Annotated in this window: 26 protein-coding genes and 1 rRNA gene; 10 read left to right on the top strand and 17 right to left on the bottom strand. The window is 36.4% G+C overall.

The window, feature by feature from the left end:
• The first annotated feature begins 170 nt into the window (after window positions 1-170).
• Entirely contained in the window at window positions 171-1,565 is a 1,395-nt protein-coding gene (locus tag ASC84_RS03615) for a pitrilysin family protein (protein WP_056511802.1), read from the top strand.
• A gap of 13 nt (window positions 1,566-1,578) precedes the next feature.
• Window positions 1,579-3,189 carry a pitrilysin family protein gene (locus ASC84_RS03620; RefSeq protein WP_056511803.1) on the top strand — a complete coding sequence of 537 codons (1,611 nt, stop codon included), beginning with the start codon at window positions 1,579-1,581 and terminating at the stop codon, window positions 3,187-3,189.
• A 10-nt stretch (window positions 3,190-3,199) separates the two neighbouring features.
• Here the strand turns inward: ASC84_RS03620 and ASC84_RS03625 are convergent, their stop codons facing one another.
• Together ASC84_RS03625 and ASC84_RS03630 are read right to left on the bottom strand one after the other, a co-directional pair.
• On the bottom strand, window positions 3,200-3,526 hold the full coding sequence (locus tag ASC84_RS03625) for a hypothetical protein (protein ID WP_056511806.1): 327 nt from the start codon (window positions 3,524-3,526) through the stop codon (window positions 3,200-3,202).
• Window positions 3,527-3,790: 264 nt separating this feature from the next.
• On the bottom strand, window positions 3,791-4,147 hold the full coding sequence (locus ASC84_RS03630; RefSeq protein ID WP_056511809.1) for a hypothetical protein: 357 nt from the start codon (window positions 4,145-4,147) through the stop codon (window positions 3,791-3,793).
• A gap of 222 nt (window positions 4,148-4,369) precedes the next feature.
• Between ASC84_RS03630 and ASC84_RS03635 the strand changes: the two genes are divergently transcribed.
• The 3 genes from ASC84_RS03635 (at window position 4,370) to ASC84_RS03645 (ending at window position 5,738) form a co-directional block, all read left to right on the top strand.
• Window positions 4,370-4,603 carry a hypothetical protein gene (locus ASC84_RS03635; protein WP_004719607.1) on the top strand — a complete coding sequence of 78 codons (234 nt, stop codon included), beginning with the start codon at window positions 4,370-4,372 and terminating at the stop codon, window positions 4,601-4,603.
• Window positions 4,604-4,781: 178 nt separating this feature from the next.
• Window positions 4,782-5,159, top strand: coding sequence for a DUF2750 domain-containing protein (locus tag ASC84_RS03640; RefSeq protein WP_004719606.1), 378 nt, complete (start codon window positions 4,782-4,784; stop codon window positions 5,157-5,159).
• Window positions 5,160-5,306: 147 nt separating this feature from the next.
• On the top strand, window positions 5,307-5,738 hold the full coding sequence (locus tag ASC84_RS03645) for a CBS domain-containing protein (RefSeq protein ID WP_056511810.1): 432 nt from the start codon (window positions 5,307-5,309) through the stop codon (window positions 5,736-5,738).
• An 88-nt stretch (window positions 5,739-5,826) separates the two neighbouring features.
• Here ASC84_RS03645 and ASC84_RS03650 read toward each other — a convergent pair whose 3' ends face one another.
• From ASC84_RS03650 to ASC84_RS03700, 11 genes are all read right to left on the bottom strand, one after another.
• A complete protein-coding gene (locus tag ASC84_RS03650; protein ID WP_056511813.1) occupies window positions 5,827-7,260 on the bottom strand; it encodes a hypothetical protein in 1,434 nt (477 codons plus the stop codon).
• Between the two features lie 139 nt (window positions 7,261-7,399).
• Window positions 7,400-8,833 (bottom strand): MoeA protein, encoded by a 1,434-nt coding sequence (locus ASC84_RS03655; RefSeq protein ID WP_056511816.1) that lies wholly within the window; start codon window positions 8,831-8,833, stop codon window positions 7,400-7,402.
• Window positions 8,834-9,050: 217 nt separating this feature from the next.
• Complete coding sequence (trpB, locus tag ASC84_RS03660) at window positions 9,051-10,259, bottom strand: tryptophan synthase subunit beta (protein WP_034617271.1); 1,209 nt, start codon at window positions 10,257-10,259, stop codon at window positions 9,051-9,053.
• Between the two features lie 63 nt (window positions 10,260-10,322).
• On the bottom strand, window positions 10,323-11,510 hold the full coding sequence (locus tag ASC84_RS03665) for a VWA domain-containing protein (protein ID WP_004822231.1): 1,188 nt from the start codon (window positions 11,508-11,510) through the stop codon (window positions 10,323-10,325).
• Window positions 11,511-11,525: 15 nt separating this feature from the next.
• Entirely contained in the window at window positions 11,526-12,377 is an 852-nt protein-coding gene (locus ASC84_RS03670; protein ID WP_004719598.1) for a MoxR family ATPase, read from the bottom strand.
• 20 nt (window positions 12,378-12,397) lie between these two features.
• Complete coding sequence (locus tag ASC84_RS03675; protein WP_042141307.1) at window positions 12,398-12,838, bottom strand: hypothetical protein; 441 nt, start codon at window positions 12,836-12,838, stop codon at window positions 12,398-12,400.
• A complete protein-coding gene (locus ASC84_RS03680) occupies window positions 12,804-13,109 on the bottom strand; it encodes a YcgL domain-containing protein (protein ID WP_004822235.1) in 306 nt (101 codons plus the stop codon). The genes ASC84_RS03675 and ASC84_RS03680 overlap by 35 nt, the downstream gene beginning before the upstream one ends.
• Before the next feature lie 175 nt (window positions 13,110-13,284).
• A complete protein-coding gene (locus ASC84_RS03685; RefSeq protein WP_056511819.1) occupies window positions 13,285-14,427 on the bottom strand; it encodes an HRDC domain-containing protein in 1,143 nt (380 codons plus the stop codon).
• Window positions 14,428-14,774: 347 nt separating this feature from the next.
• Complete coding sequence (recR, locus tag ASC84_RS03690; protein WP_056511821.1) at window positions 14,775-15,371, bottom strand: recombination mediator RecR; 597 nt, start codon at window positions 15,369-15,371, stop codon at window positions 14,775-14,777.
• Between the two features lie 10 nt (window positions 15,372-15,381).
• Complete coding sequence (locus ASC84_RS03695) at window positions 15,382-15,711, bottom strand: YbaB/EbfC family nucleoid-associated protein (protein ID WP_004719585.1); 330 nt, start codon at window positions 15,709-15,711, stop codon at window positions 15,382-15,384.
• A 112-nt stretch (window positions 15,712-15,823) separates the two neighbouring features.
• Window positions 15,824-17,011, bottom strand: coding sequence for an O-succinylhomoserine sulfhydrylase (locus ASC84_RS03700; protein ID WP_056511825.1), 1,188 nt, complete (start codon window positions 17,009-17,011; stop codon window positions 15,824-15,826).
• Window positions 17,012-17,152: 141 nt separating this feature from the next.
• Here ASC84_RS03700 and ASC84_RS03705 point away from each other — a divergent pair, with 141 nt between their 5' ends.
• From ASC84_RS03705 to ASC84_RS03725, 5 genes are all read left to right on the top strand, one after another.
• Window positions 17,153-18,244 (top strand): alpha/beta fold hydrolase, encoded by a 1,092-nt coding sequence (locus ASC84_RS03705; RefSeq protein WP_056511927.1) that lies wholly within the window; start codon window positions 17,153-17,155, stop codon window positions 18,242-18,244.
• Between the two features lie 9 nt (window positions 18,245-18,253).
• On the top strand, window positions 18,254-19,126 hold the full coding sequence (locus ASC84_RS03710) for an NAD(P)-dependent oxidoreductase (RefSeq protein WP_056511828.1): 873 nt from the start codon (window positions 18,254-18,256) through the stop codon (window positions 19,124-19,126).
• Window positions 19,127-19,207: 81 nt separating this feature from the next.
• Complete coding sequence (locus tag ASC84_RS03715) at window positions 19,208-19,474, top strand: YARHG domain-containing protein (protein WP_004719576.1); 267 nt, start codon at window positions 19,208-19,210, stop codon at window positions 19,472-19,474.
• Window positions 19,475-19,502: 28 nt separating this feature from the next.
• A complete protein-coding gene (locus ASC84_RS03720; protein ID WP_056511831.1) occupies window positions 19,503-19,919 on the top strand; it encodes an HIT family protein in 417 nt (138 codons plus the stop codon).
• 221 nt (window positions 19,920-20,140) lie between these two features.
• On the top strand, window positions 20,141-21,247 hold the full coding sequence (locus tag ASC84_RS03725; RefSeq protein ID WP_056511834.1) for a porin: 1,107 nt from the start codon (window positions 20,141-20,143) through the stop codon (window positions 21,245-21,247).
• A gap of 340 nt (window positions 21,248-21,587) precedes the next feature.
• Here ASC84_RS03725 and ASC84_RS03730 read toward each other — a convergent pair whose 3' ends face one another.
• From ASC84_RS03730 to rrf, 4 genes are all read right to left on the bottom strand, one after another.
• A complete protein-coding gene (locus tag ASC84_RS03730; RefSeq protein WP_056511837.1) occupies window positions 21,588-22,151 on the bottom strand; it encodes a DUF4256 domain-containing protein in 564 nt (187 codons plus the stop codon).
• A 407-nt stretch (window positions 22,152-22,558) separates the two neighbouring features.
• The gene (locus ASC84_RS03735; RefSeq protein ID WP_227515085.1) at window positions 22,559-23,764 is read right to left on the bottom strand and encodes a hypothetical protein; all 1,206 of its coding nucleotides are present in this window, start codon (window positions 23,762-23,764) and stop codon (window positions 22,559-22,561) included.
• A gap of 416 nt (window positions 23,765-24,180) precedes the next feature.
• The gene (locus ASC84_RS03740) at window positions 24,181-24,573 is read right to left on the bottom strand and encodes a DUF2007 domain-containing protein (protein ID WP_056511842.1); all 393 of its coding nucleotides are present in this window, start codon (window positions 24,571-24,573) and stop codon (window positions 24,181-24,183) included.
• A gap of 329 nt (window positions 24,574-24,902) precedes the next feature.
• Window positions 24,903-25,017 (bottom strand): 5S ribosomal RNA (rrf, locus tag ASC84_RS03745).
• Between the last annotated feature and the right edge of the window lie 48 nt (window positions 25,018-25,065).

Below are 25,065 nucleotides of genomic sequence, written 5' to 3' on the forward strand. Positions count from 1 at the left end.
TCCTTGAAAAGCATAGCGTTAAAAAAGAATGAGTTTAGCATAGATTGCATCATTTTTAGCGTTAAAGCAGCGATAAAACAAGCAAACCAAAATGCAACATTCCAGCCTTGCTTTAAATCATTAATTTTTTAAGAATAGTTCTAAATTTAAAATAAATTTTTGGGTTATCTGTGTATATTCTGAAATCTAAATTCTTAAATCTTCTTAGACAATCCAAAGTTATCCTTGCGCCACTTTTATTTTTATCTTTTAACACGGTAAATACGCAACTTCAGGCAGCACCTCAAAGCCAACTTTCTAGGACCACCTTTGAAACCACACTGAAAAATGGTTTAAAAGTGATTATCCGTGAAGATCATCGTTCACCAATTGTTATGACCCAAATCTGGTACGGCGTGGGAAGTAGTGATGAGTCAGGTAATGTACTAGGTATTTCGCATGTGCTTGAACATATGATGTTTAAAGGAACCAAAAAAGTTCCTGATGATGAGTTTGCACGTTTGAGTCGAATTTATGGTGGCCGCACCAACGCTGCCACATATACAAATTACACCAACTATTATCAGCTTTACCCCAAGAAGTATTTTCCATTGGCTTTGGAACTTGAAGCAGACCGTATGACAAATCTGGTCCTCAAACAACAAGACTTTGATCCTGAAATCAAAGTGGTTATGGAGGAAAGACGACAACGGACAGATGATAATCCACGAAATCTAGCCTACGAACGTTTTAAATGGATCGCCTATCCAACCAGTCACCATCGTCAACCGGTGATTGGCTTTATGAAAAACCTACAGAATATTCGTCTGGATGATCTTAAACATTGGTATCAAACTTGGTACACCCCCAATAATGCGACCTTGGTCATCGTGGGAGATGTCAATGCAGAACAAGCACTTAAACAGGTTGAAAAATATTTTGCGGCAATTCCCAAAAAGGAACTTCCTGACCGTAATGATGTTTTAGAGTTTGATCGAATGGGTTATCGACACATGGAAGTGCAGTTGCCAGTACAAGTCCCCAACTTGTTTATGGCTTGGAATGTCAAATCGATTGCTACAGCAAAAAACCCACAAGATGCCTACGCCCTGACCATTATCCAGTCCTTACTGGATGGCGGAATCTCCGCTCGCTTACAAGACCGTCTGATTCGAGATAAAAAAGTGCTGACCGCAATCAGTGTCAGTTATGACCCCTATAATCGCGGCGACAGTTTATTTATGATCTCCGCGATCCCAAGTGATGATGTTTCTCTGGATGAGGCACAAAAAGCGATTGAAAAAGAGATGAATTTATTTAAAACAGAATTAGTCAATCAAGCTGAACTCGATCGAGTCAAAAACAACTTCGTTTCAAATTTAATCTATAGTCAGGATGATATTGGTGGACAAGCCAATATGATTGGGAATTTGGAAGTAAACGGCCTAAGTTTTCGTTTAATGGATGAATTACCCAAACATTATGACAAAGTGACACCACAAGATTTACAACGAATTGCCAATATTTATTTTGTCAAAGCCAATCTGAGTAGTTTGTATTTAATGCCTGAAAGTACAAAAGAATAAAAAAGGATCTCTCATGAATTTTAATCCATTCTCGACCTATTCGATAAAAATACCCTTGTTTGTGTTCATCAGCCTACTCTACTCGCCCTTTAACCATGCAGAGGTTGAATTAGACAATCATGATGAAACCGATGCTGTTATAGATGATTCAGCACTTAAGGCAAATTCAACCTTACAAAGCTTAAAAAACTTAGATAAACATCAACAATACCAAGCGCCCTTTGTTCAAGATCTCTCCAACAACCAAAAAGTCAGAACACTTTTTGTTTCAGCCGCCGACCTGCCTATTGTGGATATTCAACTCACCTTTAATGCAGGTTCGTCACAAGATGAAGCGCTAGGAAAAGGTTTGTATGGTATGGCAAATATGGCAGCCAAGCTGATCACTGAAGGCACAGATCAATATACAGCAAAAGAAATCGCGTCTACATTTGAAGGATTAGGCGCTCAATTTAGCGTTACCGCGTACCGTGATATGTTTGTCGTCCGACTCCGGGTCTTGTCAGATCCTGAAAAATTAAACCCTGCCATCAATACCATGTTACATGTGCTTAATCATGCACAATTTAATCCATCGGGTTTAAATCTTGTGCTAAATAATACCAAGGTTGGGCAAAAGCAAATCCAGGAAAATCCAAGTCGGATTATGAATATTCGCTTTTATCGTGCTTTATATGGACAACATCCTTATGCAGAACCCACTGTGGGGACTAATGGGAGTCTTAAAAAAATTACCCCAGAACTACTTAGGGCTTATCGACAAAAACTGCTTGTTGCCCAAAACATGAATATTGCGATTACTGGTAATTTAACTTCAGCCGATGCAACCCAACTGGCCAATTTAATCAGTCAAAATCTAACCCAAGGTGAAGCTGCACAAGCACTTCCTGAACCACAAGATCAAAGTGATTTTAATATCCATTACATTCCATTTAACTCAACACAAGCAAATGTGATGATGGGACACTTGGCTATTCAGCGCAGCGACCCTGATCGTGTTGCATTAGAAGTTGCCAATCAAATGTTTGGCGGAAGCGGATTTAATTCCATTTTAATGAAAGAACTTCGGGTTAAACGGGGTTATACCTATGGAGCGTATAGTAATTTGACCTCCACATTGGCTCAGGGTTTTTTCAGTTTGAGTTATTCCACTGAACAAAACCAATTGATGGACAGTATCAAAGTTGCACATCAAGCCTTACGTGATTTTGTAAAAAATCCAATCCAAAGAAAACAGCTCGAAGAAACCAAAGAAGGCATGTTACGTTCTTTCCCAATGACCTTTAGTTCCAATGCCAATATCAATGCACAAATCGCATCGATTGGTTTTTATCAACTTCCTGCGGATTATTTGACCCAATATCAAAAGCAATTGAGCCAAGTCACCACCAAACAAGTTCAAAAAGCCATTCAAAAACATCTTCGTGCGGATCGTCTCACCTTGGTTGTTGTTGCACCAACACTGGATCAGAATGAATTAAAAGACATGTTAAGTGCTGATTTAGCCAACCCAGATCAATCCAGTACAAATCAAAACAAGCAAGTGAATACACAAGCCATGCCGGATGTCCCGACATTGATCATTCAAAAAACAATTCGCCCGCAAGCGGAACCAGCCAAATGAGTATTGTCAGTTATTGTGGATCTTTACTATCCACCGCAGGATATCGTTTTACCTGTTGGTTTTCAAAATGATAGGCACGTAGTAGGCGTAAATATTCAACCACATAAATACGATCTTGGCTGCGCAATTGATGGGCAATCTTTTGCGTCTTAGGATTGGCTGCTTGTTGTGAATATTGCACCACATATTTGTATTGATCTGGATTAATTGGCCGTGTTAAAGCCAATATTGCGAGAAAGACCGTACTTGCACTGATGATCACCACAAGGGAATTCAAGATATTTTCCACAGGAAAAGAACTATACAATTTTTGAAAATAATCTTTGAATTTACGCATGAACTACCTCTAATTATGGATAGTTTATCACTCTGATCATAAAAATATAACGCTTTCTAAACTACATTTTATCTGTATTCTCAAGTATACAGCCATCTTCAATCATCAGTGATATCTTGAGGAAATATGCCATGCAAACCGTAACAGACAAACTCTGCAACAGCAAAAATAATTTATCGACAAAATGAAAGCTCTCCTCCTATAAAAGACGAGAGCTTTATGAATGTTTAGAGAACAATAGCGCTTAACGCATAAATTGCATGATTAAATAATTGCTCTCAAAAATGCAAAATACAAAATGATCGCAATAATTGCCAATGCAATACTAACAGCAAAGATACTCAATCCACCCTCTGCATGCGCAGGATGCAAATCATCATCATCAGCAAGGCGCCTTAATTCACCATCATAGATTCGATAAAAGCCTGCTTTTTGCACTGGATTTAAGTTTCGGGTATAATCGTACACGCGTTTACGCTGGGCTAAACAATAATCCCCAAGATGGATTTCTTGATGATAAATTGCCTCATCCAGTTGTTTACGGTGATACTGAGCTAATTCAACGATCTGAGTCTCAGCAGCGGGTACATCAAAAATAAAGCCATCTATAGTGTTTGTCATTTTGCTCTCCCTTTGTCTTAATTCTCATATTGATTTTAATAAATATTATTTCTGATTAATGTTTAATCATGTAATCTTATCTTCGTCAAGCATAGATTTCAAATCGCTTGACAAACAAGGCTAATTGTAATATTAGTTTAATAAAGTTAAGTTAGATTAGTTAAGTATAAGCTCCGTTGGGGAGCTATGTTAAAAGATCATAATTACAATAAGGAGTTATATATGATTCATCAAATCTCTCACCAAGACTTAGAACATGTTTATGCAGATGCTGTAAATACAATCCAGTGTGAAATGAACTTTGTAGAAGCGGTAAAAGCATTAGAAGATGCGGCGAAAGCTGGTCATGGTAAAGCAGCAATGTTTCTTGCAGAACTTTACTACCAAGGTTTCCGCGTTGAACGTGATTCTCTAAAAGCCCAATATTGGCAAAAAATGGCAACCATGCAAGCATAATAAAACGTCACTTAGGTGGCGTTTTTTAACCCCTATCTTTTTATTTTTTAATAAATCATTACGCTTTCAATACATTTTTTATTGTTTTAATAAATGCTTACGATTGAGCATAAAGCACTAACAGTTCTTATAAGAATTTCAACTACAATAGGCAATGTACTAAATAAGATTGTTAATTATGAAAAAGTATATTCATCTTCAGCCCATTTCGAATGAATTGTTTATTAAAATTTCTATTTTAAAATCACTCATGTATTGTGGTGTACTTTGGGGACTTTACCATGATGGCTGGGCAATGAAGTCTGGTTCAAATGAAGTTTATTTTCCTTTTTGGCTAAACGCTGTTCAAGCCCATCAGTATGCAAAGATTCATTGGCCTCACTACACCCCTCGCAGAATAACACCTAAAGATTTTAGAGAATCGCTGTTACCTACGTTGACACGGCTCAATATCATGCCTGCATTGTTTAATTCCTCATCTCGAAAATTTAAACTCTCAACCTCTCAAATGGAACATTTCTTTTTCCATAGTCATGTTCAATTTCAACCGGCTTAAAGGCGAAGATATATTTTTAGTGGTTTAAAATTGTTGTAAAAAATAAACTTTATATTTTTATGACTGCAAAGTATTTGCAAAGTTAAAAAATACAGTTAAGTTAAAGGTGTGCAGATTGGTAAGCACCCTAGAAAAGGAAGAATAATTATGACGACAGTAGCACAAGTAATCCAAGATAAGATTGGTCGTGAAATTTATACGATTTCACCCTCTGCCACAGTATTAGAAGCCATTACACTTATGGCAAACAAAGGTATTGGTGCTGTGGTTGTCACTGAAGATACAAAGGTCGTCGGAATCCTCTCAGAACGCGACTATACGCGTAAAATTGCCCTTATGCAGCGTACCTCTGACCATACAACGGTCGCTGAAATTATGACGTCTAGAGTGATTTCTGTGACACGTGGCCATACGGTTGAAGAATGTTTAAATTTAATGACTGACGGACACCTACGTCATTTGCCTGTGATTGAAGGTGAAAAGCTGGTTGGGTTTGTTTCTATTGGCGATTTAGTCAAAGCTACGATGGAAGATCAAAGAAAATTGATTGAACAGTTAAGACAATATATTTCAGGTTAAGTGAAATTATAAAAATATAACCCTCCATGTGGAGGGTTTTTTATTGTGTATAGAAAGTTGGCAGCTCAGCTTGCATGTAAAACCTTTTTTAAATTTCTAGATAATAGAAATAATCACCAGCTTTAAGTTGCATGTCTTTATTTATCATGGGGATAAAAGAATTACACTCACTAAAGAAACTCAGCATATCGGGGCGTTCATTTTCTACTTTAATAATTTTAATTTCTGCAATCTTCGTCGTACTCATTTCCCCATCTTTACCATAATGCACATCACTCGCATACCCCCAAAAAAATCTATGCTGACTGTCAGCAATTCCTTGATAGTCAAAATCATGATTTAAAACGCCAATTTTCCATTCAGGTTGAACCGGTTTATTATATAGATGGCTGAGAATCGTTGGTTTTATAAAAATATGCATATTGATAATAATATCAAGAATATAGCCAGGTATATAACTTACGATAGCCCGATCCTCATAAGTTTTAGTTCTCGTGCAAAATGGAATTCCTTTTTCATTGAGATATTTAATCGTTTCTTTTTTTATTGGACTTCTTAAACCGCCGACCATCATCTTAAAAGAATTTCCAATCAAATAACTTTTTTGATGAACTAAACCTTGTTCAGTTAATACGTTTAACTCATTAATGGATCTAAATAGCCCCAATTGGACAAGATGCTGATCTACAGCCAGACCGCATGCAACGATATAATCAAAGTCTTCTGTAACTTTTTTAATATTCTGAATATATGTTTCAATATCAGTTGTGATTTCAAAATCTTCTATTGAACGATTATTTGACTCATATCTTGATGGCTTAATTTTTATCACTTCAAAACGATACCCCCAACTTTTCATAGAATCTTTAATGTATTCCAATTCAAAATTTTTATTGAAATGATCAAGCTCGTAATCTACACACAATATTGCAAATCGTGTATTTTTATAAACCTGTACATATTCAATGCCAGCTTGTCTCAGCAAAGCCTTTTTTGTATTGGTAATGACATCGTCTTTTTTTAAAATGATATCTTGTTCTTTATAATCATCACCTACTTTAATCACTCCACTACCTTTGTTTATCTCAGTCAACGCATTATCTTTTTGAACGCTTAGAAAAGCTGCATCAAACCATGGCTGAAACTGTTCGGTTGTTATGACTGTATTCCCAATTGTTCCCATCCTGATGTATTGAGGAATACCTGTTTCATATTCATTTTTTATTTTTATCTTGTACGGATCTTTACCGTTACGTAATGCGCCATAGAAATAGACCGAATCAATCTTTTTAAATTGTTCAATTGTGGTAATATCTTGATGAATATTTAACATTTTTCCACAAATTGCGGATAATGCTACCGATGGATAATTTTGATTCGCACATACATTTTCAGATAATCTCCTATCTAAACAATCTTCAAGTAAAACTGTTTCAGTTAAAGTAGGATTTGGTTTTATTTTACTTATCATTACCAATTTGCTAAAAATTTTTCCGACATAATCACTATTTTTTATATTCATTGGCCACCTTACGTTCACGTCAAATTTATTTTAAATAAAGTTCAACAATATGTACTGCTGAACTTTTTAATGTTGCTTTTGGTTATTAAAAATCTAGAAAAATCGATCAACTCGTGCCTAAAATCTTATTATTCGTGTTTTATATTTCAAGATAATAGAAATAATCACCTGCTTTGAGTTGCATGTCTTCATTTATCACGGGGATAAAACAATTACATTCACTAAAGAAACTCAGCATATCGGGACGTTCATTTTCTACTTTGATAATTTTAAGTTCTGGAATTTCTTTGGTTACAATTCTAAGCCTTTCATCATAAGTTGTATGTGATACATAAGCCCATAAAAATTTGTATTTATACTCTTCAACGATATCAAAACTATAATCGTGGCTTAATACTCCTATTTTCCATTCAGGTAGAGTAGGTTTTCGATACATTCGTTGTAATATAGTTGGTTTCACCAATAAATGCATATTTACAATGATGTCAAGAATATAACCTGGTATATAACTCATTACAGCTTTATCTTCATAAGTCATCGTTCTTTGAACTACCAAATGCCCTTGATCATTATAGAGTTTTATATCTTCTCGATATACAGGGCTTCGTAAAGACCCTGAAAATAATGTGAAATGATTCCCTATCAGTTGTACCTTCTGATTATATGCACCTTGCGAATATAGCTTTCTTAATTCATTAAGGGATCTTAATAAGCCTACTTGATTGAAATAATTATTATTTGCTAGCCCACATGCAACAATATAGTCATAGTTTTGTGTTACTTGCTTGATATTTCTTGAATAGGTTTCGAAATTATTAGCAACGCTTTCATCCGTAGTTTCACTATTGGGAGGGACATTTTTGAATGGTTTAACTTTAATTACTTCAAAATCAAAACCCCAATTTTGCATGCAATCCTGAATATATTCTAATTCAAAATTTTTATTCAAATTTTCAAGTTCATAATCAACACAAAATACAGCAAACCGAATCTTTTTATAAACTTCAATTTCATTTACACCTGCCTGCCTCAATAAGGCTTTTTTTGCATTTGTAATAATATGATCTTTTTTTAAAACTAAATCTTTTTCATGATAATCAGCTCCAATATCGACAACACCAGTTCCTTTTTTAATATCTATCAACATATCACCTTTTTCAGAACTGAGATAAGATGCTCTAAACCAAGGTGAATGTTGCTCTAAGGATATCACCGTATTCGCTATACTGCCTATTTTTATATATGGAGCAATACTTGAAATATAATCATTTTTTTCTTTGATTAAATAAGGGTTTTCACCATTCATTAAACTTTGAAGAAAATATATAGTTTTAATATCTTTATATTGTTTAAGTGTAGTAATGTCATCTTTAATGTTTAACTTCATACCACTAATTTTTGATAGAGCTACACTAGGGTATGAACAAGTAGCATAAATATCCACTGCAGATTTTCTACCCAAACTTTCTTTTAAAGGTACTTTTTCAGTTAATTTGGAAATAGGCATTACGTTAGCGATTTGCTCTTGCTGCCACAAATTATAATTTATATATTTTCGGTTTTTGATTTCCAATGTAACATCTCAACGTTTTATAAAATAAAAATTAATCTATGATGATTAAAAGATTTTTTTAAATTATACCAATTGGTATATTTTTATAATATATATAAATTAAGCTATTGTTGTCTACGCTGATGTATTTTATCTTAGTTTAAGCCTAACAACTTATGACAAGACAAATAAAAAACCTAGCCAAAGCTAGGTTTTTAGATCAATCAATTTTTAATCATCAGTTTAGGTTTAGCTTCTCAGCAACATAGTCGGCATCTTTATCACCACGCCCTGAAAGGTTTACAACAATTTTGATTTCTTTCGCTAATTTAGGCGCTTCACGAATTGCCCACGCCACAGCATGAGAACTTTCTAATGCAGGAACAATCCCTTCTACTCGCGAAAGGGTCATAAACGCATCTAAACACTCTTGATCAGTTGCTGTTGAATATTCCACACGGCCTAAATCTTTTAAGAAGCTATGTTGAGGGCCTACACCCGGATAATCCAAACCAGATGCAATCGAGTGCACAGGCAATGGTGCGCCCTGTTCATCTTCTAGTACATAACAAGCCATACCATGAATCTGACTTGGTTTACCTAAAGTCAATGTTGCTGAATGCTGTTGAGTATCCAGACCATGACCTGCAGGTTCCACACCAACCAGTTTAACCTCTGCATCATTTAAAAATGCCGTGAATGCGCCAATTGCATTTGAGCCACCGCCTACACACGCAACCACATAATCTGGTTGTGCGCCAAAGCGATCTTGGGTTTGAACTTTAATTTCATTGCCGATAATAGATTGGAAATCACGTACCATTTTTGGGAAAGGATGTGGTCCAACCACAGAACCAATCGCATAAATAAAGTTTTTAGGGTCTTTTAAATACTCTTCAAATGCGCTATCTACAGCATCTTTCAGTGTTGCAGTACCTTGAGTGACTGAAACCAATTTTGCACCCAAAATTTTCATTTTCACGACATTGGGATGCTCTTTCTCAATATCCACCTGCCCCATATGAATTTCACATGGAATGCCGACCAAAGCACATGCGGTTGCAAGTGCAACACCATGTTGACCAGCACCTGTTTCTGCGATTACTTTGGTTTTTCCCATATATTTGGCAAGCAAAGCTTCGCCTAAACAATGGTTAATTTTGTGTGCGCCTGTATGATTTAAGTCTTCACGCTTTAAATAGATTTGTGCGCCACCCAATTGATCAGAAAGACGTCTTGCATGAAATAAAGGACTAGGACGACCTACATAGTTGGCAAATAAATCAGCCAATTCATTTTGAAATTCAGGCGTTTTACGGATTTCTTCATATGCAACATTGATTTCATCCATTGCTTCTTTTAAATGAGGTGGAATAAATTGACCACCATATTCACCAAAAAAGCCTTGTTCATTTGGTAATGCAATACCATTTATTTGATGATCCATTTCTTTCCCTATTTAATAAATCAGCCGTTGAATTTATGAATAACAACTTTGCTTGAGAATAATTTATCGTGACAAATATTTCGTCATATCCTCAATACCTTTAAGGGTCATTGGAAACATATGATCGTCGAATAATTGTTTAATTAATGCGATGGTTTGCGTGTAATGCCAATAACCTTGCTCTTCTGGATTTAACCATGCTGTTTTTTCAAAATGATTGCGCAAGCGGCGTAACCATACGTCTCCTGCTTCATCATTCATATATTCAACAGAACCACCGACCGATTTCAGCTCATAAGGTGCCATACTTGCATCACCCACCACAATTACACGATAGTCTTTACCATAGGTATTGAATAAATCCCATGTATTCATTCGGGTAGAAGAACGACGATGATTATCTTTCCACACATAGTCATATAGACAGTTATGGAAATAAAAATATTCTAAGGTTTTAAATTCAGTTTTTGCCGCACTAAACAATTTTTCACATTGTGCAATGTGTGAATCCATCGATCCCCCCACATCAAACAACATCAAAACTTTAATTCGGTTACGCCGTTCAGGCACCATTTGTACATCTAAAATGCCCTGTTTGGCAGTTTCATAAATGGTGCTGTTAATGTCTAATTCTTCTGCAGCGCCTTGACGAGCAAACTTACGTAATCGACGTAAAGCCATTTGCATTTGTCGAGTACCTAAAATTTGTTCATCATCTAAATTTTGATATTTACGCTGTTCCCAAACTTTTACTGCTGAATTTTTACGGCTCGGGCCACCAATTCTCACGCCTTCAGGATGGTCACCAAAAGCACCAAAAGGTGAAGTTCCACCTGTGCCAACCATACGGTTGCCACCTTGATGTTTTTTATGTTGTTCACGCAAGCGTTCTTCCAACATCTTCATCAGTTCTTCAAGCGAACCTGCTTTCAGCAATTCAGCACGCTGCTCAGGTGTGAGATGTTTTTCAAGTAACTCTAAATCAAACCAGTCTTTGGGAAGTTTTTGAACTTTGCTGAGCAGATCATCGATATCAAAAGTATGGATACCTTCAAAATAATCTTTCATGGCACGGTCAAATTTGTCAAAGAAGCGTTCATCTTTGACCATGACTGTCTTTACTAATTGATAAAAATCATCTTGATCGGCAAAAACCAAGCCTTCACTAATTGCTTGGTTGAGATCAATGAGTTCTCGTGTTGAAACTGGAACACCATATTTTCTGAGGGTATAAAATAATCGCACAAACATGTTGCGATCTCCTCATTAACGACGTGACATAAAGGCTAAGCGTTCAAGCAACTGTACATCTTGCTCATTTTTAATCAATGCACCATATAAAGGTGGAATCGCTTTTGATTTATCATGATTACGCAAAATGTCTTCTGGCATATCATCTGCCATTAACAAGCTTAACCAGTCAATCAATTCAGATGTTGAAGGTGGTTTTTTTAAGCCAGGCACTTGACGTAATTTAAAGAAGACTTGTAATGCTTCTGAAACCAATGTTCCAGAGATATTCGGAAAATGAACTGCGATAATTTCACGCATCGTTGCTTCATCAGGAAATTCAATATAATGGAAAAAACAACGACGTAAAAATGCGTCTGGCAGTTCTTTTTCATTATTTGAAGTAATGATTACGATCGGACGTTGGGTTGCAGTAATAGTTTCGCCTGTTTCATAGACAAAAAATGACATTTTGTCTAATTCATGTAGCAAGTCATTTGGAAATTCAATATCTGCTTTGTCTATTTCATCAATCAACAATACACAGCGTTCTTCGCTGGTAAATGCATCCCACAACTTACCTGGTTTGATGTAGTTTTTAATATCGTAAACACGGTCATCGCCCAACTGGCTATCACGTAAACGAGAAACTGCATCATATTCATACAAACCTTGCTGTGCTTTGGTTGTAGATTTAATGTGCCAAGTAATTAATTTAAGACCTAGACTCTCAGCAACTTGTTCAGCCAATAAGGTTTTACCTGTACCAGGTTCGCCTTTCACCAATAATGGCTTTTGCAATGCTCGAGCTGCTTTTACAGCCAGTTTTAAACTATCCGTTGCGATATACTGTTCAGTACCTGTGAATTGTTGAGAATCGACAGACATAACTTACCTTTATTTTTTATTTAAAGTGGTGAAATATTTTTTGCTACAGCGCTTGCTTGGGTATTTTTCGTGGTTTTGTATTTAGACCAAAAAAATCCAATGACTAAACCAATACCCATGACAAATGTAATTAAGGCAAGATTTGACCAAATCAATGGTGAATCCTTGGTAAGAATACCAAATAACAGTCCAAATATTGCTGGCGCAATCGCTGAGTTTGGTCCTTCAGAAATGGTCGGGGTTGCAAGAACGGCAAATACAATGATCCATGTAATACCGCCAAGTGGCGATGGCAATCGTTTTGAAATCGAATACCAGCACCATAAAATCAACAGCGTCCCAAGAATATAGACGGTTATTGCGATATTATCTTCTGGGATAGCATCAAATAGATCTAAAAAATTTGCCCATATTCCTGATAACTGATCAAGCACCACGTAATCCCTCTGGTTCAACCGCATTTGGGTTAATTAAACCTTCTGGCGGCATTTGAATAAAGAAGCCTTTTGTATTGAGTGAATCGATTACATGTAACACATTTACACGTGCCAAAGGTCGAGCTTCGCTCAGTTCAAGATGCATTACATGCGTTGCACGACCAAAGGCAACACGTAGTGGCTCAGAAAGAGCCGCTAAGGGATCTGCACTTTCGTCTGTATTTGGATGATTTGGGCGAGCCACATAAAGATACATTTCATCTTTTTTGCTCGATTTATAAATATCACAATGCATTTTAAACAACAGCTTCAGTAAAACTTAGTTGACAGCATACATGAAAAAAACGACGGATACATTATCGAAAGTTAACGCATCAGTCGTTATTTATGTCCAATTGCTAAATCTTTGATCAACAATAACGCTGTAAGCTTTCTTGGCTATTGGTGATTATTCATCTAAACAACAGCAGCTATTCATTGACCTTCATCTGCATACTTAAAAACTTAATATCTTCTTGTAACAGATGGATAAGTGGCTGGGTAAGCAATTCATAGCGCCACCCCAACAAATAACCAGGTAAATCCTGTTCATTGCCATGAAATACCACATGATGATACAAGGCATTTAACCATTTTTTACGCATAAGTACTTCTTTAGGTACTTGCATTTCAAATGAAACCTGAGAAATTAACTCATCTACTTCAAGCGTGATTCCCTGAGAAGAATGCTTGATTGGGCGCGCAATACGCAGTGGCCATTCATCGGTTTCAGGTAGGAATTTCAATAAATCTAAAATTGTTTTTCCATGCTCTCGCACAATATTTGGACGTATTCCCTTCACAGAGGACAATTGAAAATTATTTTTAGGATTGACTTCAACCAAATCAATCATCGTGGCATTTTTTAGAATAAAGCTCCGTGGTTGATTGAGTGCTTTGACCATTTCTTCACGCCAAACACTTAATTGTTGCAATTGCATCAATTGTTTTCTGGAATGACGATAATTACCAATATCACAATATAATTTTTCTTTTGGTGTTTCTGAAGCAATTTCAAAGGTTAAATTTTGACAATCTTCAAGCACATGTGAGTATAAGCTTTTCTCGACCAATTCAGCTTTTACTTTTTCAGCCAGACGCATAATGTATAAAACATCATTGGCTGCATAATTCATTTGTTCATCTGTTAATGGTCGAGCCAGCCAATCTGAACGTGTTTGATCTTTATCAATATCAATCTCTAACACCAATTTCAATGCATTTTGATAACTGACTTGTAGACCATGTCCTAAAAAAGACAACCCCACTTGGGTATCGAAGACATTCTTCAGATTTTTCTGATCTGCATAATGATAAATGAGATCAATATCTTCTCCACAAGCATGAAAAATATTTTGCTGTGCTTGAAAAAGTTGAAACCAAAAGCGATCTAAATTTAAGGTTGTGCCGTCGAGCAAAAATACTTGACCATTGACATTAATTTGGAATACACCGAGTTTTGGCCAAAGTGTGTCGACTTTAATAAATTCAGTGTCTAGACCATAAGTCGAGGTATGTTGCATCAAATCCAACACATGTTCGAGATCGGTCTGTTGATTAATAAATTGAAACATGTCAGTTTAAGTCAAAATGTTACATTCAAATGAAATATGATTTTACCTTAATATATAAAATTTAAATATAATATTTTTAAACTAATTCTCCGTAAACACCTTATTTTTCAATAAAGTTTCTTGTGAATATTTATTTTATATATAGGTTTTACAACTTAATAAAAGTATATTTTAAAGTAATAAATAACATGGCTAATCATTGCTTTAGTTTGAGTTTACCTAAAAAATTTAGATTGAATGTAAATAATTTTTAAATGTGACAGAGTTTGTTGATCTTTTAATCGTTATCGCATTTACGCAAAACGTCCAAGCTCAACAAACTCTAAATGGTAGCAAGTCTAAGATCGCTATTTCATTCTCATGCGATTATGAACAGCCTGACTCAACGTATGACTATCCACATATTCCAATTCACCACCTTGTGGCACACCTTGTGCGATCCGCGTCATTTGCAAAGTCAAATGTTTTGTCGCTTCTACAAGATAATGCGCAGTCGCTTGCCCTTCTACAGTTGCATTGGTGGCTAAAATTACTTCCGTAATTTTACCATCGGTTAAACGCTGCACTAGATATGGAATACCTATTTCTTCAGGACCAATACCATCTAAAGGCGACAAATGTCCACCCAATACATGATATTTGCCTCTAAAGCTACCAGACTGTTCTATTGCCATTACATCTGCAGGAGACTCAACCACACAAAGCAGCTGATCATCCCGATCATTTGAGCAACAAATATCACAGACTTCATTTTCAGTTAAAGAATGACAAACACTACACTCATGAATATAGGAAGTTGCTTCGTTTAGCGCATGCGCCAAACCAATAGCACCTTCTTTATTTTTCATGATCAGATGGAGTGCCATACGTTGAGCCGATTTCGGCCCAACACTGGGTAAGATTCGTAAAGCTTGTACGAGTTGATCAAAACGGTCGCTAAACACCTATGATTCCTTAGAACAAACCTGAAAGACCTGGTGGTAAACCCATACCTGAATTGGCTTCTTTCATCTTCGCTTCTGTAATGACTTCAGCTTGGCGAGCCGCGTCATTCATTGCTGCTGCAATCAAGTCTTCAATCATATCTGGATCGTCTTGTAACAAATCTGGACTGATTTCGATACGCTTAACAACATTACGGCAAGTCATTGTTACTTTTACCAAACCGCCACCAGCTTCAGCATTCACTTCAGTTTGGGCAAGTTGTTCTTTTGCCTTTTTAACGTTGCTTTCCATATCTTTCTGCATACGTTGCGCTTGCTGCATAAGCATATTAATGTTCATAAAATACTCCGAACAAAAGTCCTAAATTAAATCTCTGTCTTGCACTTTCATGGCTAGTTTTTTAAAAGCCTAGAAGAAAATGAAAGAAACTCTTTTGCAAATTTTGCTTATCTTAAATTAAATCTAATCCATGAGAAAGGTCACGGATAATATCATCGACATCTTCTAAGCCAACAGACAAACGGATTAAACCTTCACGAATACCCGCTGCTGCTTTTGCTTCAGGAGAAAGCTTACCATGAGTCGTTGTTGCTGGATGGGTAATTGTTGACTTAGCATCACCTAAATTACCTGTAATCGAGATAAATTGTGTATGGTCAATAACTTTCCAAGCACCTTCTCGTTCACCTTTCACTTCAAAAGAAACGATTCCACCAAAACCAGTTTGTTGTTTGGCTGCTAACTCATGCCCAACATGATCTGTTAAGCCAGCAAAATAAACCTTTTCCACTTTTGGATGAGCAACCAACCACTCGGCAATTTTTTGTGCACTTTCAGAATGCGCTTTCATACGCAGTCTTAAGGTTTCTAAACCTTTCAAAAAGACCCATGCATTGAATGGACTCATAGATGGGCCAGTGGTACGAACATAACCAAATACTTCTTCAAGTAATTTGTGATTACCGACCACAGCACCACCCAGTGCACGACCTTGTCCATCTAGATATTTGGTGGCAGAGTAAATCACTAAATCTGCACCAAATTGTAATGGACGCTGCAAAATTGGTGTGCAAAAACTGTTATCAATCGCCAATAAAGCATCATTTGCATGTGCTAAATCTGATAATGCTTGAATATCTGCGACTTCAGCCAAGGGATTTGATGGTGACTCAACAAACAGTAATCGAGTTTCAGGACGTACCGCGTCTTGCCAAGCTCTTAAATCAGTTAAATCAACAAAAGTCACTGCGACATTAAATTTAGCGACATATTTTTCAAATAATGAAACTGTAGAACCAAAAACAGCACGTGAACAAATCACATGATCGCCTGCTTTTAAGAACGACATTGCAACGGCCATGATTGCAGCCATACCCGAACTTGTTGCCACAGCGCGCTCACCACCTTCTAGTGCAGCTAAACGCGTTTCAAACATTGCTACAGTTGGATTGGTAAAACGTGAATAAATATTACCTGGTTCAGCACCAGAGAATTTTGCTGCTGCTTCCGCTGCATTTTCATACACAAATGACGAAGTGAGGAAAATTGGCTCACTATGTTCACCTTCAAAACTGCGTGTATGACCTGTACGAATCGCTAAAGTATCAAGTTGGTATTCAATGTCGTCGTGCTGGCTCATTTCAACTACTCAGTCCAAAAACTGCCTTTGTAAAATATTGCCAACATTTTGAGCGCCCTATGTATTTAAGGTCAAGGTAAAATCGTAAATTATCACATACACTTCGCTTAAATCTGCATAAAAATGAGACAAACACCGCTTATGACACAAGTATCAGCTAAGTTCCAACAGCGCAAATCCAAATTGAAGAATCTAACCACTCGTATCTTCAATGGTAAGTCATTGGTTTTATCTCAAAGTACCCCTTATGAAATTATCGCGGAGCATCATCAAACCAAAGTGCGTTACTACGCAGCTGCTGAAAAAAAATTTAAGGAACCTTTGGTTTTTACAGCGCCATTGTCGATCAATATGGCAATTTACGACCTTTACCCTTATCGTTCACTTATTAAATATTTTACCGAACAAGGCTATGATGTTTATTTATTGGACTGGGGAAAACTCAGTTATCAAGATCGCAACTTAAACTTTTTATACTTTATTGATGAAGCTATGCCGCTATGCATTAATAAAATCCGAGAACATGCTCAAAGTGAGCAAATTTCATTGCATGGCTGGAGCATGGCCGGCATTTTTGTATTACTTTACACGGCATTACGCCAACCTAACTATGTTAAAAACTTAATTATACTGGCCAGTCCAATTGACAGTTATGCATCGGGGGGTATCGGTAAACTTTATCAAAAAATAAATAATTTGATTATAAAGAATCAAAAACTGAAAGATACGTTATATAAAGGTGGTTTACCGAAAAAACTCATACATACCCCAGGCTTACTCAATGCCATTGGTTTTAAGATTTTAGATCCAAAGGGTTGGTATGAGGGTCATAAGCAATTGTTGCTAAATTTAGACGACAAAGAGCTTTTACATGAACACGCTACCCTTGGAAATTTTTTAAATCACATGGTGGATTACCCCGGTGGTGTCAATCAAGATATGTTATTTAATGTTTGGCTGCAAAATCCACTGAAAAATGGGGCAATTCAGCTCAGTAACCATAAAATTGAACTTCGCAATATCGACTGTTCATTGATGATTGGGGCTGGAAAAAATGATCAAATGGTCACCGCAGATGCAGTTAAGCCTTTAAGCGAATTGACAAAGAGTAGTGATGTCACGTTTACTCTTATTCCTGGGGGACATTTAGGGCTAATGTCTAGTCAAAAAAGTGCAGATGAATTTTGGCCTACACTGTCCAGATGGTTAGAACAAAGATCGACAAAAATTTAAGAGATAGATATGAAGACTACAGTTGCATTTATTGGTTTAGGCGCAATGGGCTATCGTATGGCAGCACATTTACCCAAACATTTTGATACTGTATATGTGTGGAATCGAAATTTTGCAAAGGCCAAGCAACATGCAACTGAGTTTGGTACTCAAGCTGTCGAACTCGATCAAGCGGTGCAAGCTGATATTATTTTTTCATGTTTACCGACCAGCCAAGATATTGATGATTTAATCCAAGATTTAAAGATCAAAAATGGCGCGATTTGGGTCGACTGTACCAGTGGTGTACCTGATGCTGCGCGTAAACAATCTGAGTATCTGCTCAAAAATAATATTCACTTCTTAGATGCACCTGTAAGTGGTCAAACCATTGGTGCTGAAAATGCAACACTGACCTTTATGGTCGGCGGTTCTGCAGAAGCGTTTCAAATTGCCTTGCCTGCAATGCAGGCGATGGGTAAATTAATTAAACGTGTTGGTGACTCAGGTGCAGGCTTTGCGGTAAAAGCTGTAAATAATATGATGATGGCGGTTCATTTATGTGCTGCCGCTGAAGGATTTACCACGCTGAAAGCACATGGGGTAGATTTAAATGAAGCACTTGATTGTATCAATGCATCCAGTGGTAAAAGTGGTGTGACTGAAACTGCACTACCGCAACGTATCCTCAATCGTAGCTTTCCACTGACCTTTGCTTTACCCTTATTGGCAAAAGATACAGGTATTGCCATTGATTTAGTTCGTGATGCAAGATTATCAGCACCTATTCTTGGTTTAACACAAAGCTTAATTACCGCAGCCAATAGTCTTTCAGAGCCTGATAGCGATTTTTCTACCGCCGTAAAAATGTATGAATCATGGAGCAAAATTACATTAGATTAATTTTTCGTCATTGAATAATCACAACTAAACCTTATAATCACATTAAGTGACATGTAAATATGTCAATTTCGAGGTCGTATCATGAATAAATATGTAATTGCTACACTTTCTAGTTTATCTATTTTAGTCGCTAGTCACGCTTTTGCTGATAACACCCAAGAATGTAAAAAATTGCAAGATGATTACAATGTCATTTATGCATCAAAAGGGTTCTGTTTTAAAGATCCTGAAGCAAAAGCAAAATATAATAATGACAATTGTTATACAAGTAAGCCTAAATTTTCTGAAAAAGAGCAGCAAAAACTTGACTCTATCAAGGAACGTCAGAAAGAATTGAACTGTAAATAATCACATTCACACCTTCAAGGAAATAAACATGGCTTATGATGATCAGAATATATTTGCACGAATTTTACGTGGTGAACTTCCTGCAATTAAAGTTTATGAAGATGATCATGTGCTTGCATTTATGGATATCATGCCGCAAGCCGATGGGCATACCCTGATTATTCCGAAGACTCCAGCAGTGACATTGCTCGACTTAGATCCTGAAATTGCTGCTTATACAATCAAGATTGTGCAAAAAATAGCGCAAGCAATTGAAACAGCTTTAGATGCTCAAGGTATTGTATTAATGCAACTTTCTGGAGCTGCTGCTGGACAAACTGTACCTCATGTACACTTTCATTTGATTCCGAGCTCGGTGCATGAATTAGGTCGTCATGCTATTCAAATGGGCGATCAGGAAAAAATTAAAGGGTTTGCTGAAAAAATTAAGACTGCACTGGCTTAATTAAAAACCTTTTTAGAATCAATGGGGCTAATCAAGCCTCATTTTTTTATTCAAATTACACAAATGTTAAATTCGCGTCATTAAATTGTCATTTTTTCTTCACTGATATGTAACAAAGTTTACAGATACTGCATGCAAGTTAGTAAGTAGTGCACAAACCCACACTTACTGAATAAAAAAAGTAACTGCAAACCCATTGAACATGTTTTGGAGAAATCTCAATGAAAAAAGTGCTACTCGCTGCAGCAATCGCCACCCTTAGCATAAGCGCAGCTCAAGCAGCGCCAACATTGTATGGTAAATTCAACGTAACTTTAGATCAAATTGATAAGAATGGCTTTAAAGACGAAAGCGTAACTAAAGTAAACTCTAACGCTTCTCGTATTGGTGTTAAAGGCGAAGAGAAATTAACAGATAAATTGTCTGCTGTTTACTTGGCAGAATGGCAAATCAGTGCTGATGGTGATGGCGATGCTTTCACTAACCGTAACCGTTTCGTGGGGATTAAATCAGACGGTATCGCAACGTTAAAAGTTGGTCAGTTTGATTCATATTTCAAAAATGCTGCTGGTAACAACCAAGATATCTTCAACGATCACAACGAACTCGATATGACTGCGATTTTAGTTGGTGAAGATCGTTTAAAAAACGTGATCGGTTTTGAAACTGATAAAAAATTATTGGCTGGTTTAGCTTTCAACATCATGTTCCAGCAAGGTGAAGAATCATCTGCTTTAAAAAATGATGCTAAAGGTCAAAAAGGTAGCCGTGATAGTTTCGGAGATGGTATCTCTACATCACTTACTTATGACAACAAAGACTACGGTTTTGCTGCTGCTGTTGCAGGTAACTTCGGTGTTGCATCTAAATATAATGCATATAGCTCTGAATTAGGCAGCAACACAATCTACTCTGACGCAATCCGTGTTACAGGTTCAGTAGACTTGAAACCTGCTGGTCTTGATGGCTTAGTATTTGGTGCATTATGGCAAACAGCTCAACCAACTGATGACACAGTTGCAACCACTTCTGGTACTACAGTAACATCATTCAAAGGCTTGAAAGAAAATGCATATGGTATCACTGCTGCATATGCGATTCCTTCTACACCGATTAAGCTAAAAGCTGAATATATTTCTGCAACAACAGAACTAGATGGCCGTGATGATCGTAAACAAGACCTTTACGGGATTGGCGCTGATTACAACATCAATAAGCAAGCTCGTTTCTACGGTGTTGTTGGTCAACAAAAACGTGATTGGTCAACTACATCTACACCAGAGAAAAAGAAAACTGTTATTGGCTTAGGTATGGAATATAACTTCTAATCCGAACCTTTAATAAAAAACGGCAAGTGATCTTGCCGTTTTTTTTCGACTCAAAAATACAAAAACTCATTTTATAAAATTCATATTCATTAGCTGAGTAACCATCATATAAATTCAGTGCTTTTAAAAATAATGAGCATATCGTTTCATCATCTATGACAGATCTTTCGTTTAGCAACATGAATGTCATCCTTGAATAAACATACAACTCCCCAAATCAAAACTGAAAATCATTAACTTAAATATCAATATGTAGGATATAACAGCAGTTATATCTAAACACCAAAATACAAACAAGCTCGAGAGAATCTTAGGATTTCACGCTGTCAATTTTTAACAATTAAAGTTTGATATAGGTTCGAAACCCACGACTCGCATAATATGAGCTAGCACCATTATGATAGGTAAATGTACGCCCATAACGCTGGTCACAAAAGATCGCCCCACCTTGCTGACGTAATATCATTGGTGTTTCGACCCAGCTGGATGTTTTTAAGTCAAAATTGAATATTTGCTGTAGAGCATAATACTGTTGTTCAGTCATTAGTGCTAAGGTATGTTTATTTACCCAGTCTATCACCGTATCTTCAGGAGGATGATCTTTGCGACTGAGTAATGCCTCTCGGTCATAACACAGACTACGCCGCCCTTTTGGTGACTCAATTGCGCAATCAAAAAAATACACACCTTCTGTGTTCGGCAAAACAACCACGTCAGGCTCACCGCCACTCATTTCCATTTGTTGTAAAGCCCATAGCTTTTCTGGGCAAAGCAAAAGTTGTTTCTGGACAAAATCCCAGCTCATTTGTGCATGTCGTTCTGTATGCTGATGAAAACGCTGTGCTAAGGTTTTTAATAGCTTTTCAACTTGCAATGGACTCAATTTTTCTTGCTGTTTTAGCATTTATTTTACTGCCTGATTTTAAGCCTCTGCTAGCATAGCATTATCCACTAAGTGCAACCAAATCCACTTTTTAGGCATACTGAAGTGGATTGATTAAACAGTGTGGCACTGATAATTCAATAGATTTCTTTGCTTATGCAATTACTTCTACCCCAATTCAACTAAAAGCTAAATATATTTTTGCAACGATAGAAAAATGGTCGTAGCGATCGTAAGTTACGGAATTAGCGCTGACTACAACATCAATAAGCAACTCGCTGCTACTCAATCGGTAGTTAAAAAAACCGAATTGGACAGTTGCATCTACAGAAAAAAACACTTATCAACTTTGCTATGCAATATAGTTTCTAATCCAAATTTAAAAATGGTAAGAAAACTTGCCATTTTTTACTTAACAACAGAATATTTTAAAAATTTCGTATTTCATCAAACCAAGTATTCACTATTGCTTGATCTATATCGAATGTTGAAGCTTCAACCAGTTGCAGTACAGCAAGACCAGTATCTTCTCTTTCAACAGTTTCAATATTGGGCAATGTATTAATTATCTCTACAAGTCCAATAATTGCCCCTTTCACATCTTGCTTCGTCTTCGCCTTGGAGATTTCTTTTAAAGCAGATTTATATGCTTTAATCGCAATTTTTGCATTATTGCTTTCCCAATTTTCAAATGGAATTCCATATTCAGTGGTAAACCATATTGAGCTCCTCAGTTTAGACACCGAAGAATAATCCAGTTGCTTTTCTTTAGCTAAATACTTTAATTCAGCATTTAACCTTTTCCCTGTTTTTTCATCAATATTCCATCCAATGAAGGACCTTAAGTTTTCCCAAGTATTTAAAGCTGGAAAGCCTTCCAAATTTACAGCATAGCGTATTCCAATACGTTCAAGTTGCTGAAGTTGTTTTAAACTTGCTGTATTGGTTATATTCCCAGTTAAGTTTAGGTTTTTTAAATTAGGAAACTGTAATAAGCTTTTACAATCAAATGCTTGACCTAAAGGTTTAACAGTTAAATCTAACGAAGTTATTGCCGCTAAATTTTTCATAACAGGAAGATGGTATGCCGATACCATTGGATCTTTGTTCGTCCTTGGTTCTATTCTCATATGGGGATATGCTGCTGTGGTAATAATTTCAAAATGCTCAATATGACCAGCCAAATGAAGCGAATATAACCCCTTCTTATTCTCAGCATCAGCATGATTTAAAACTAATGTGATTGGATGTTGATCTGCTTTGATTGAAAAGTTATGAATTTGAGCATGACTTAAATCTAGACAAATCGCTTGCGTAGGTCGCCAAGAAAAATCTTCTATCACTCTTTTCTTCGACCATTCAATAAACCCCTGATCATTTCCCCAATAATAAAAAAATCTTGGCCAATCTCCATAAGGATGTAAATGCGCATTTTGTTGAGCATTTGGCGTATAAAAAGTATTAAAAGCATCCCAATTGATTACAGCATTTTCATCGACAAGAACATCAAACTTTTTCTTGTCCATGCCGATTCGACCAATTGAGAAGCTTCCTTGCCCAGCTGGAATTTTTATCTGATGGCTATTTGTACCTGTTAAAGAAACATAAATGGGAGTATCTCTATCCATTTTCATCCATTATTTGTAAATTGTGCTATTCAGCTTTCAGCAAATATTAAGTACTTATGATTGTGCAAATAAGCATATAAACTCAACACAGAATATATCAGTCTTAAAGCTTAGCCTTTGTTTCATTTTAGCAAAATATGAACATGTTAGGTTTAGCTCTATATTTCAACTTTCCCAACTTAGATGATCTATTTTGACCACAATCAGTTGATGGATTAGAAATCCCAATTTTTTCTAGGCAATCATCACCTAATTCTTCAATATGAAAATCCACATAGTCTTTGACCATTCCTTCAACTTCAAAATCCTGTTAAATGATGCATTGGTTTTGTTGATCAAATTTTACGATATTTTCTAGTAAGTAATTTATTTAATCTAAAGTTTGCTTATTTAAAATATCTTGCCGACTTTCCAATAGAGCTCTAACGCCAAAAATGTTGGCACTGTTTACACTTCGTTCCATTTTTATAAAAAAAGAGCGGAAAACCAAGCAATAGAAAAACCAAATAAGCGGGACGTTTTCCTTCGGTATATGGCTGTATATCGCGACTACCACAATGAGGGCAACTTTCGCTTGCTCCAAACTGTTGTTCTAATTCTTGGCTAAAATCTTGGGCAAGTAATGATTTAGCCTCTTCTGCATAGCTTTCAGGAACTAACAATCGCACACCACCCAAAGCATTGGAGTAAAGCCAATCCATATTAATAGTATGTTCATTTTCAATACGTGCTGGAATTTCTGCTGCTTCTAATTGCGTTTTGGCAATCTGAGCCTCGTAAGGAAATGAATATGTTTCAGCGACAACCCATTGCATAAAAACACCTCACAGAAATAAAAATGGATTTTAAGCTCAATTCGTTTCACTGTATATTGCATAAATTTATTCAGTTGATGCTTTCATTTTTCAAGTTATGAGGAAGGAAAGGAAATTTCATATTACCTATCTCCGTTAAATGTCATTCTTCTTTCTATTCTGCCTAAGCAACCAATAACTATAGTTAGTCCTAACTCTATCCTACTTTGCTATATTTTGATGAGGAAGTAAAACAACAAAATTTACATCTTATTCTTACTATTTATTATTTTTCTCAGTGCATAAAAAAACACCCCGCTCTCTAGAGATCGGGGTGTTTTGGATTTAAAAGCTGGCGATGACTTACTCTCACATGGGTAACCCCACACTACCATCAGCGCTAAGAGGTTTCACTTCTGAGTTCGGGAAGGGATCAGGTGGTTCACTCTTGCTATTGTCGCCAGCAAACTGTTATGGACTTGTTCGGGTCTTATTTAAATGCCTTACTTCGTG

The organism is Acinetobacter sp. Root1280 (genome assembly GCF_001425285.1).
Taxonomy (GTDB): domain Bacteria; phylum Pseudomonadota; class Gammaproteobacteria; order Pseudomonadales; family Moraxellaceae; genus Acinetobacter; species Acinetobacter guillouiae.

Coding starts and splice junctions, on each gene's coding strand:
- ASC84_RS03730 (WP_056511837.1), bottom strand. CDS start 22,151: ATGCTAAAACAGCAAGAAAAATTGAGTCCATTGCAAGTTGAAAAGCTA.
- ASC84_RS03680 (WP_004822235.1), bottom strand. CDS start 13,109: ATGCATTGTGATATTTATAAATCGAGCAAAAAAGATGAAATGTATCTT.
- ASC84_RS03670 (WP_004719598.1), bottom strand. CDS start 12,377: ATGTCTGTCGATTCTCAACAATTCACAGGTACTGAACAGTATATCGCA.
- ASC84_RS03735 (WP_227515085.1), bottom strand. CDS start 23,764: ATGAAAATGGATAGAGATACTCCCATTTATGTTTCTTTAACAGGTACA.
- ASC84_RS03705 (WP_056511927.1), top strand. CDS start 17,153: ATGACACAAGTATCAGCTAAGTTCCAACAGCGCAAATCCAAATTGAAG.
- ASC84_RS03640 (WP_004719606.1), top strand. CDS start 4,782: ATGAAAAAGTATATTCATCTTCAGCCCATTTCGAATGAATTGTTTATT.
- ASC84_RS03700 (WP_056511825.1), bottom strand. CDS start 17,011: ATGAGCCAGCACGACGACATTGAATACCAACTTGATACTTTAGCGATT.
- ASC84_RS03675 (WP_042141307.1), bottom strand. CDS start 12,838: ATGCGGTTGAACCAGAGGGATTACGTGGTGCTTGATCAGTTATCAGGA.
- ASC84_RS03685 (WP_056511819.1), bottom strand. CDS start 14,427: ATGTTTCAATTTATTAATCAACAGACCGATCTCGAACATGTGTTGGAT.
- ASC84_RS03740 (WP_056511842.1), bottom strand. CDS start 24,573: ATGCAATGGGTTGTCGCTGAAACATATTCATTTCCTTACGAGGCTCAG.
- ASC84_RS03620 (WP_056511803.1), top strand. CDS start 1,579: ATGAATTTTAATCCATTCTCGACCTATTCGATAAAAATACCCTTGTTT.
- trpB (WP_034617271.1), bottom strand. CDS start 10,259: ATGGATCATCAAATAAATGGTATTGCATTACCAAATGAACAAGGCTTT.
- ASC84_RS03635 (WP_004719607.1), top strand. CDS start 4,370: ATGATTCATCAAATCTCTCACCAAGACTTAGAACATGTTTATGCAGAT.
- ASC84_RS03625 (WP_056511806.1), bottom strand. CDS start 3,526: ATGCGTAAATTCAAAGATTATTTTCAAAAATTGTATAGTTCTTTTCCT.
- ASC84_RS03645 (WP_056511810.1), top strand. CDS start 5,307: ATGACGACAGTAGCACAAGTAATCCAAGATAAGATTGGTCGTGAAATT.
- ASC84_RS03650 (WP_056511813.1), bottom strand. CDS start 7,260: ATGAATATAAAAAATAGTGATTATGTCGGAAAAATTTTTAGCAAATTG.
- ASC84_RS03665 (WP_004822231.1), bottom strand. CDS start 11,510: ATGTTTGTGCGATTATTTTATACCCTCAGAAAATATGGTGTTCCAGTT.
- ASC84_RS03725 (WP_056511834.1), top strand. CDS start 20,141: ATGAAAAAAGTGCTACTCGCTGCAGCAATCGCCACCCTTAGCATAAGC.
- ASC84_RS03715 (WP_004719576.1), top strand. CDS start 19,208: ATGAATAAATATGTAATTGCTACACTTTCTAGTTTATCTATTTTAGTC.
- ASC84_RS03630 (WP_056511809.1), bottom strand. CDS start 4,147: ATGACAAACACTATAGATGGCTTTATTTTTGATGTACCCGCTGCTGAG.
- ASC84_RS03695 (WP_004719585.1), bottom strand. CDS start 15,711: ATGAACATTAATATGCTTATGCAGCAAGCGCAACGTATGCAGAAAGAT.
- ASC84_RS03720 (WP_056511831.1), top strand. CDS start 19,503: ATGGCTTATGATGATCAGAATATATTTGCACGAATTTTACGTGGTGAA.
- ASC84_RS03710 (WP_056511828.1), top strand. CDS start 18,254: ATGAAGACTACAGTTGCATTTATTGGTTTAGGCGCAATGGGCTATCGT.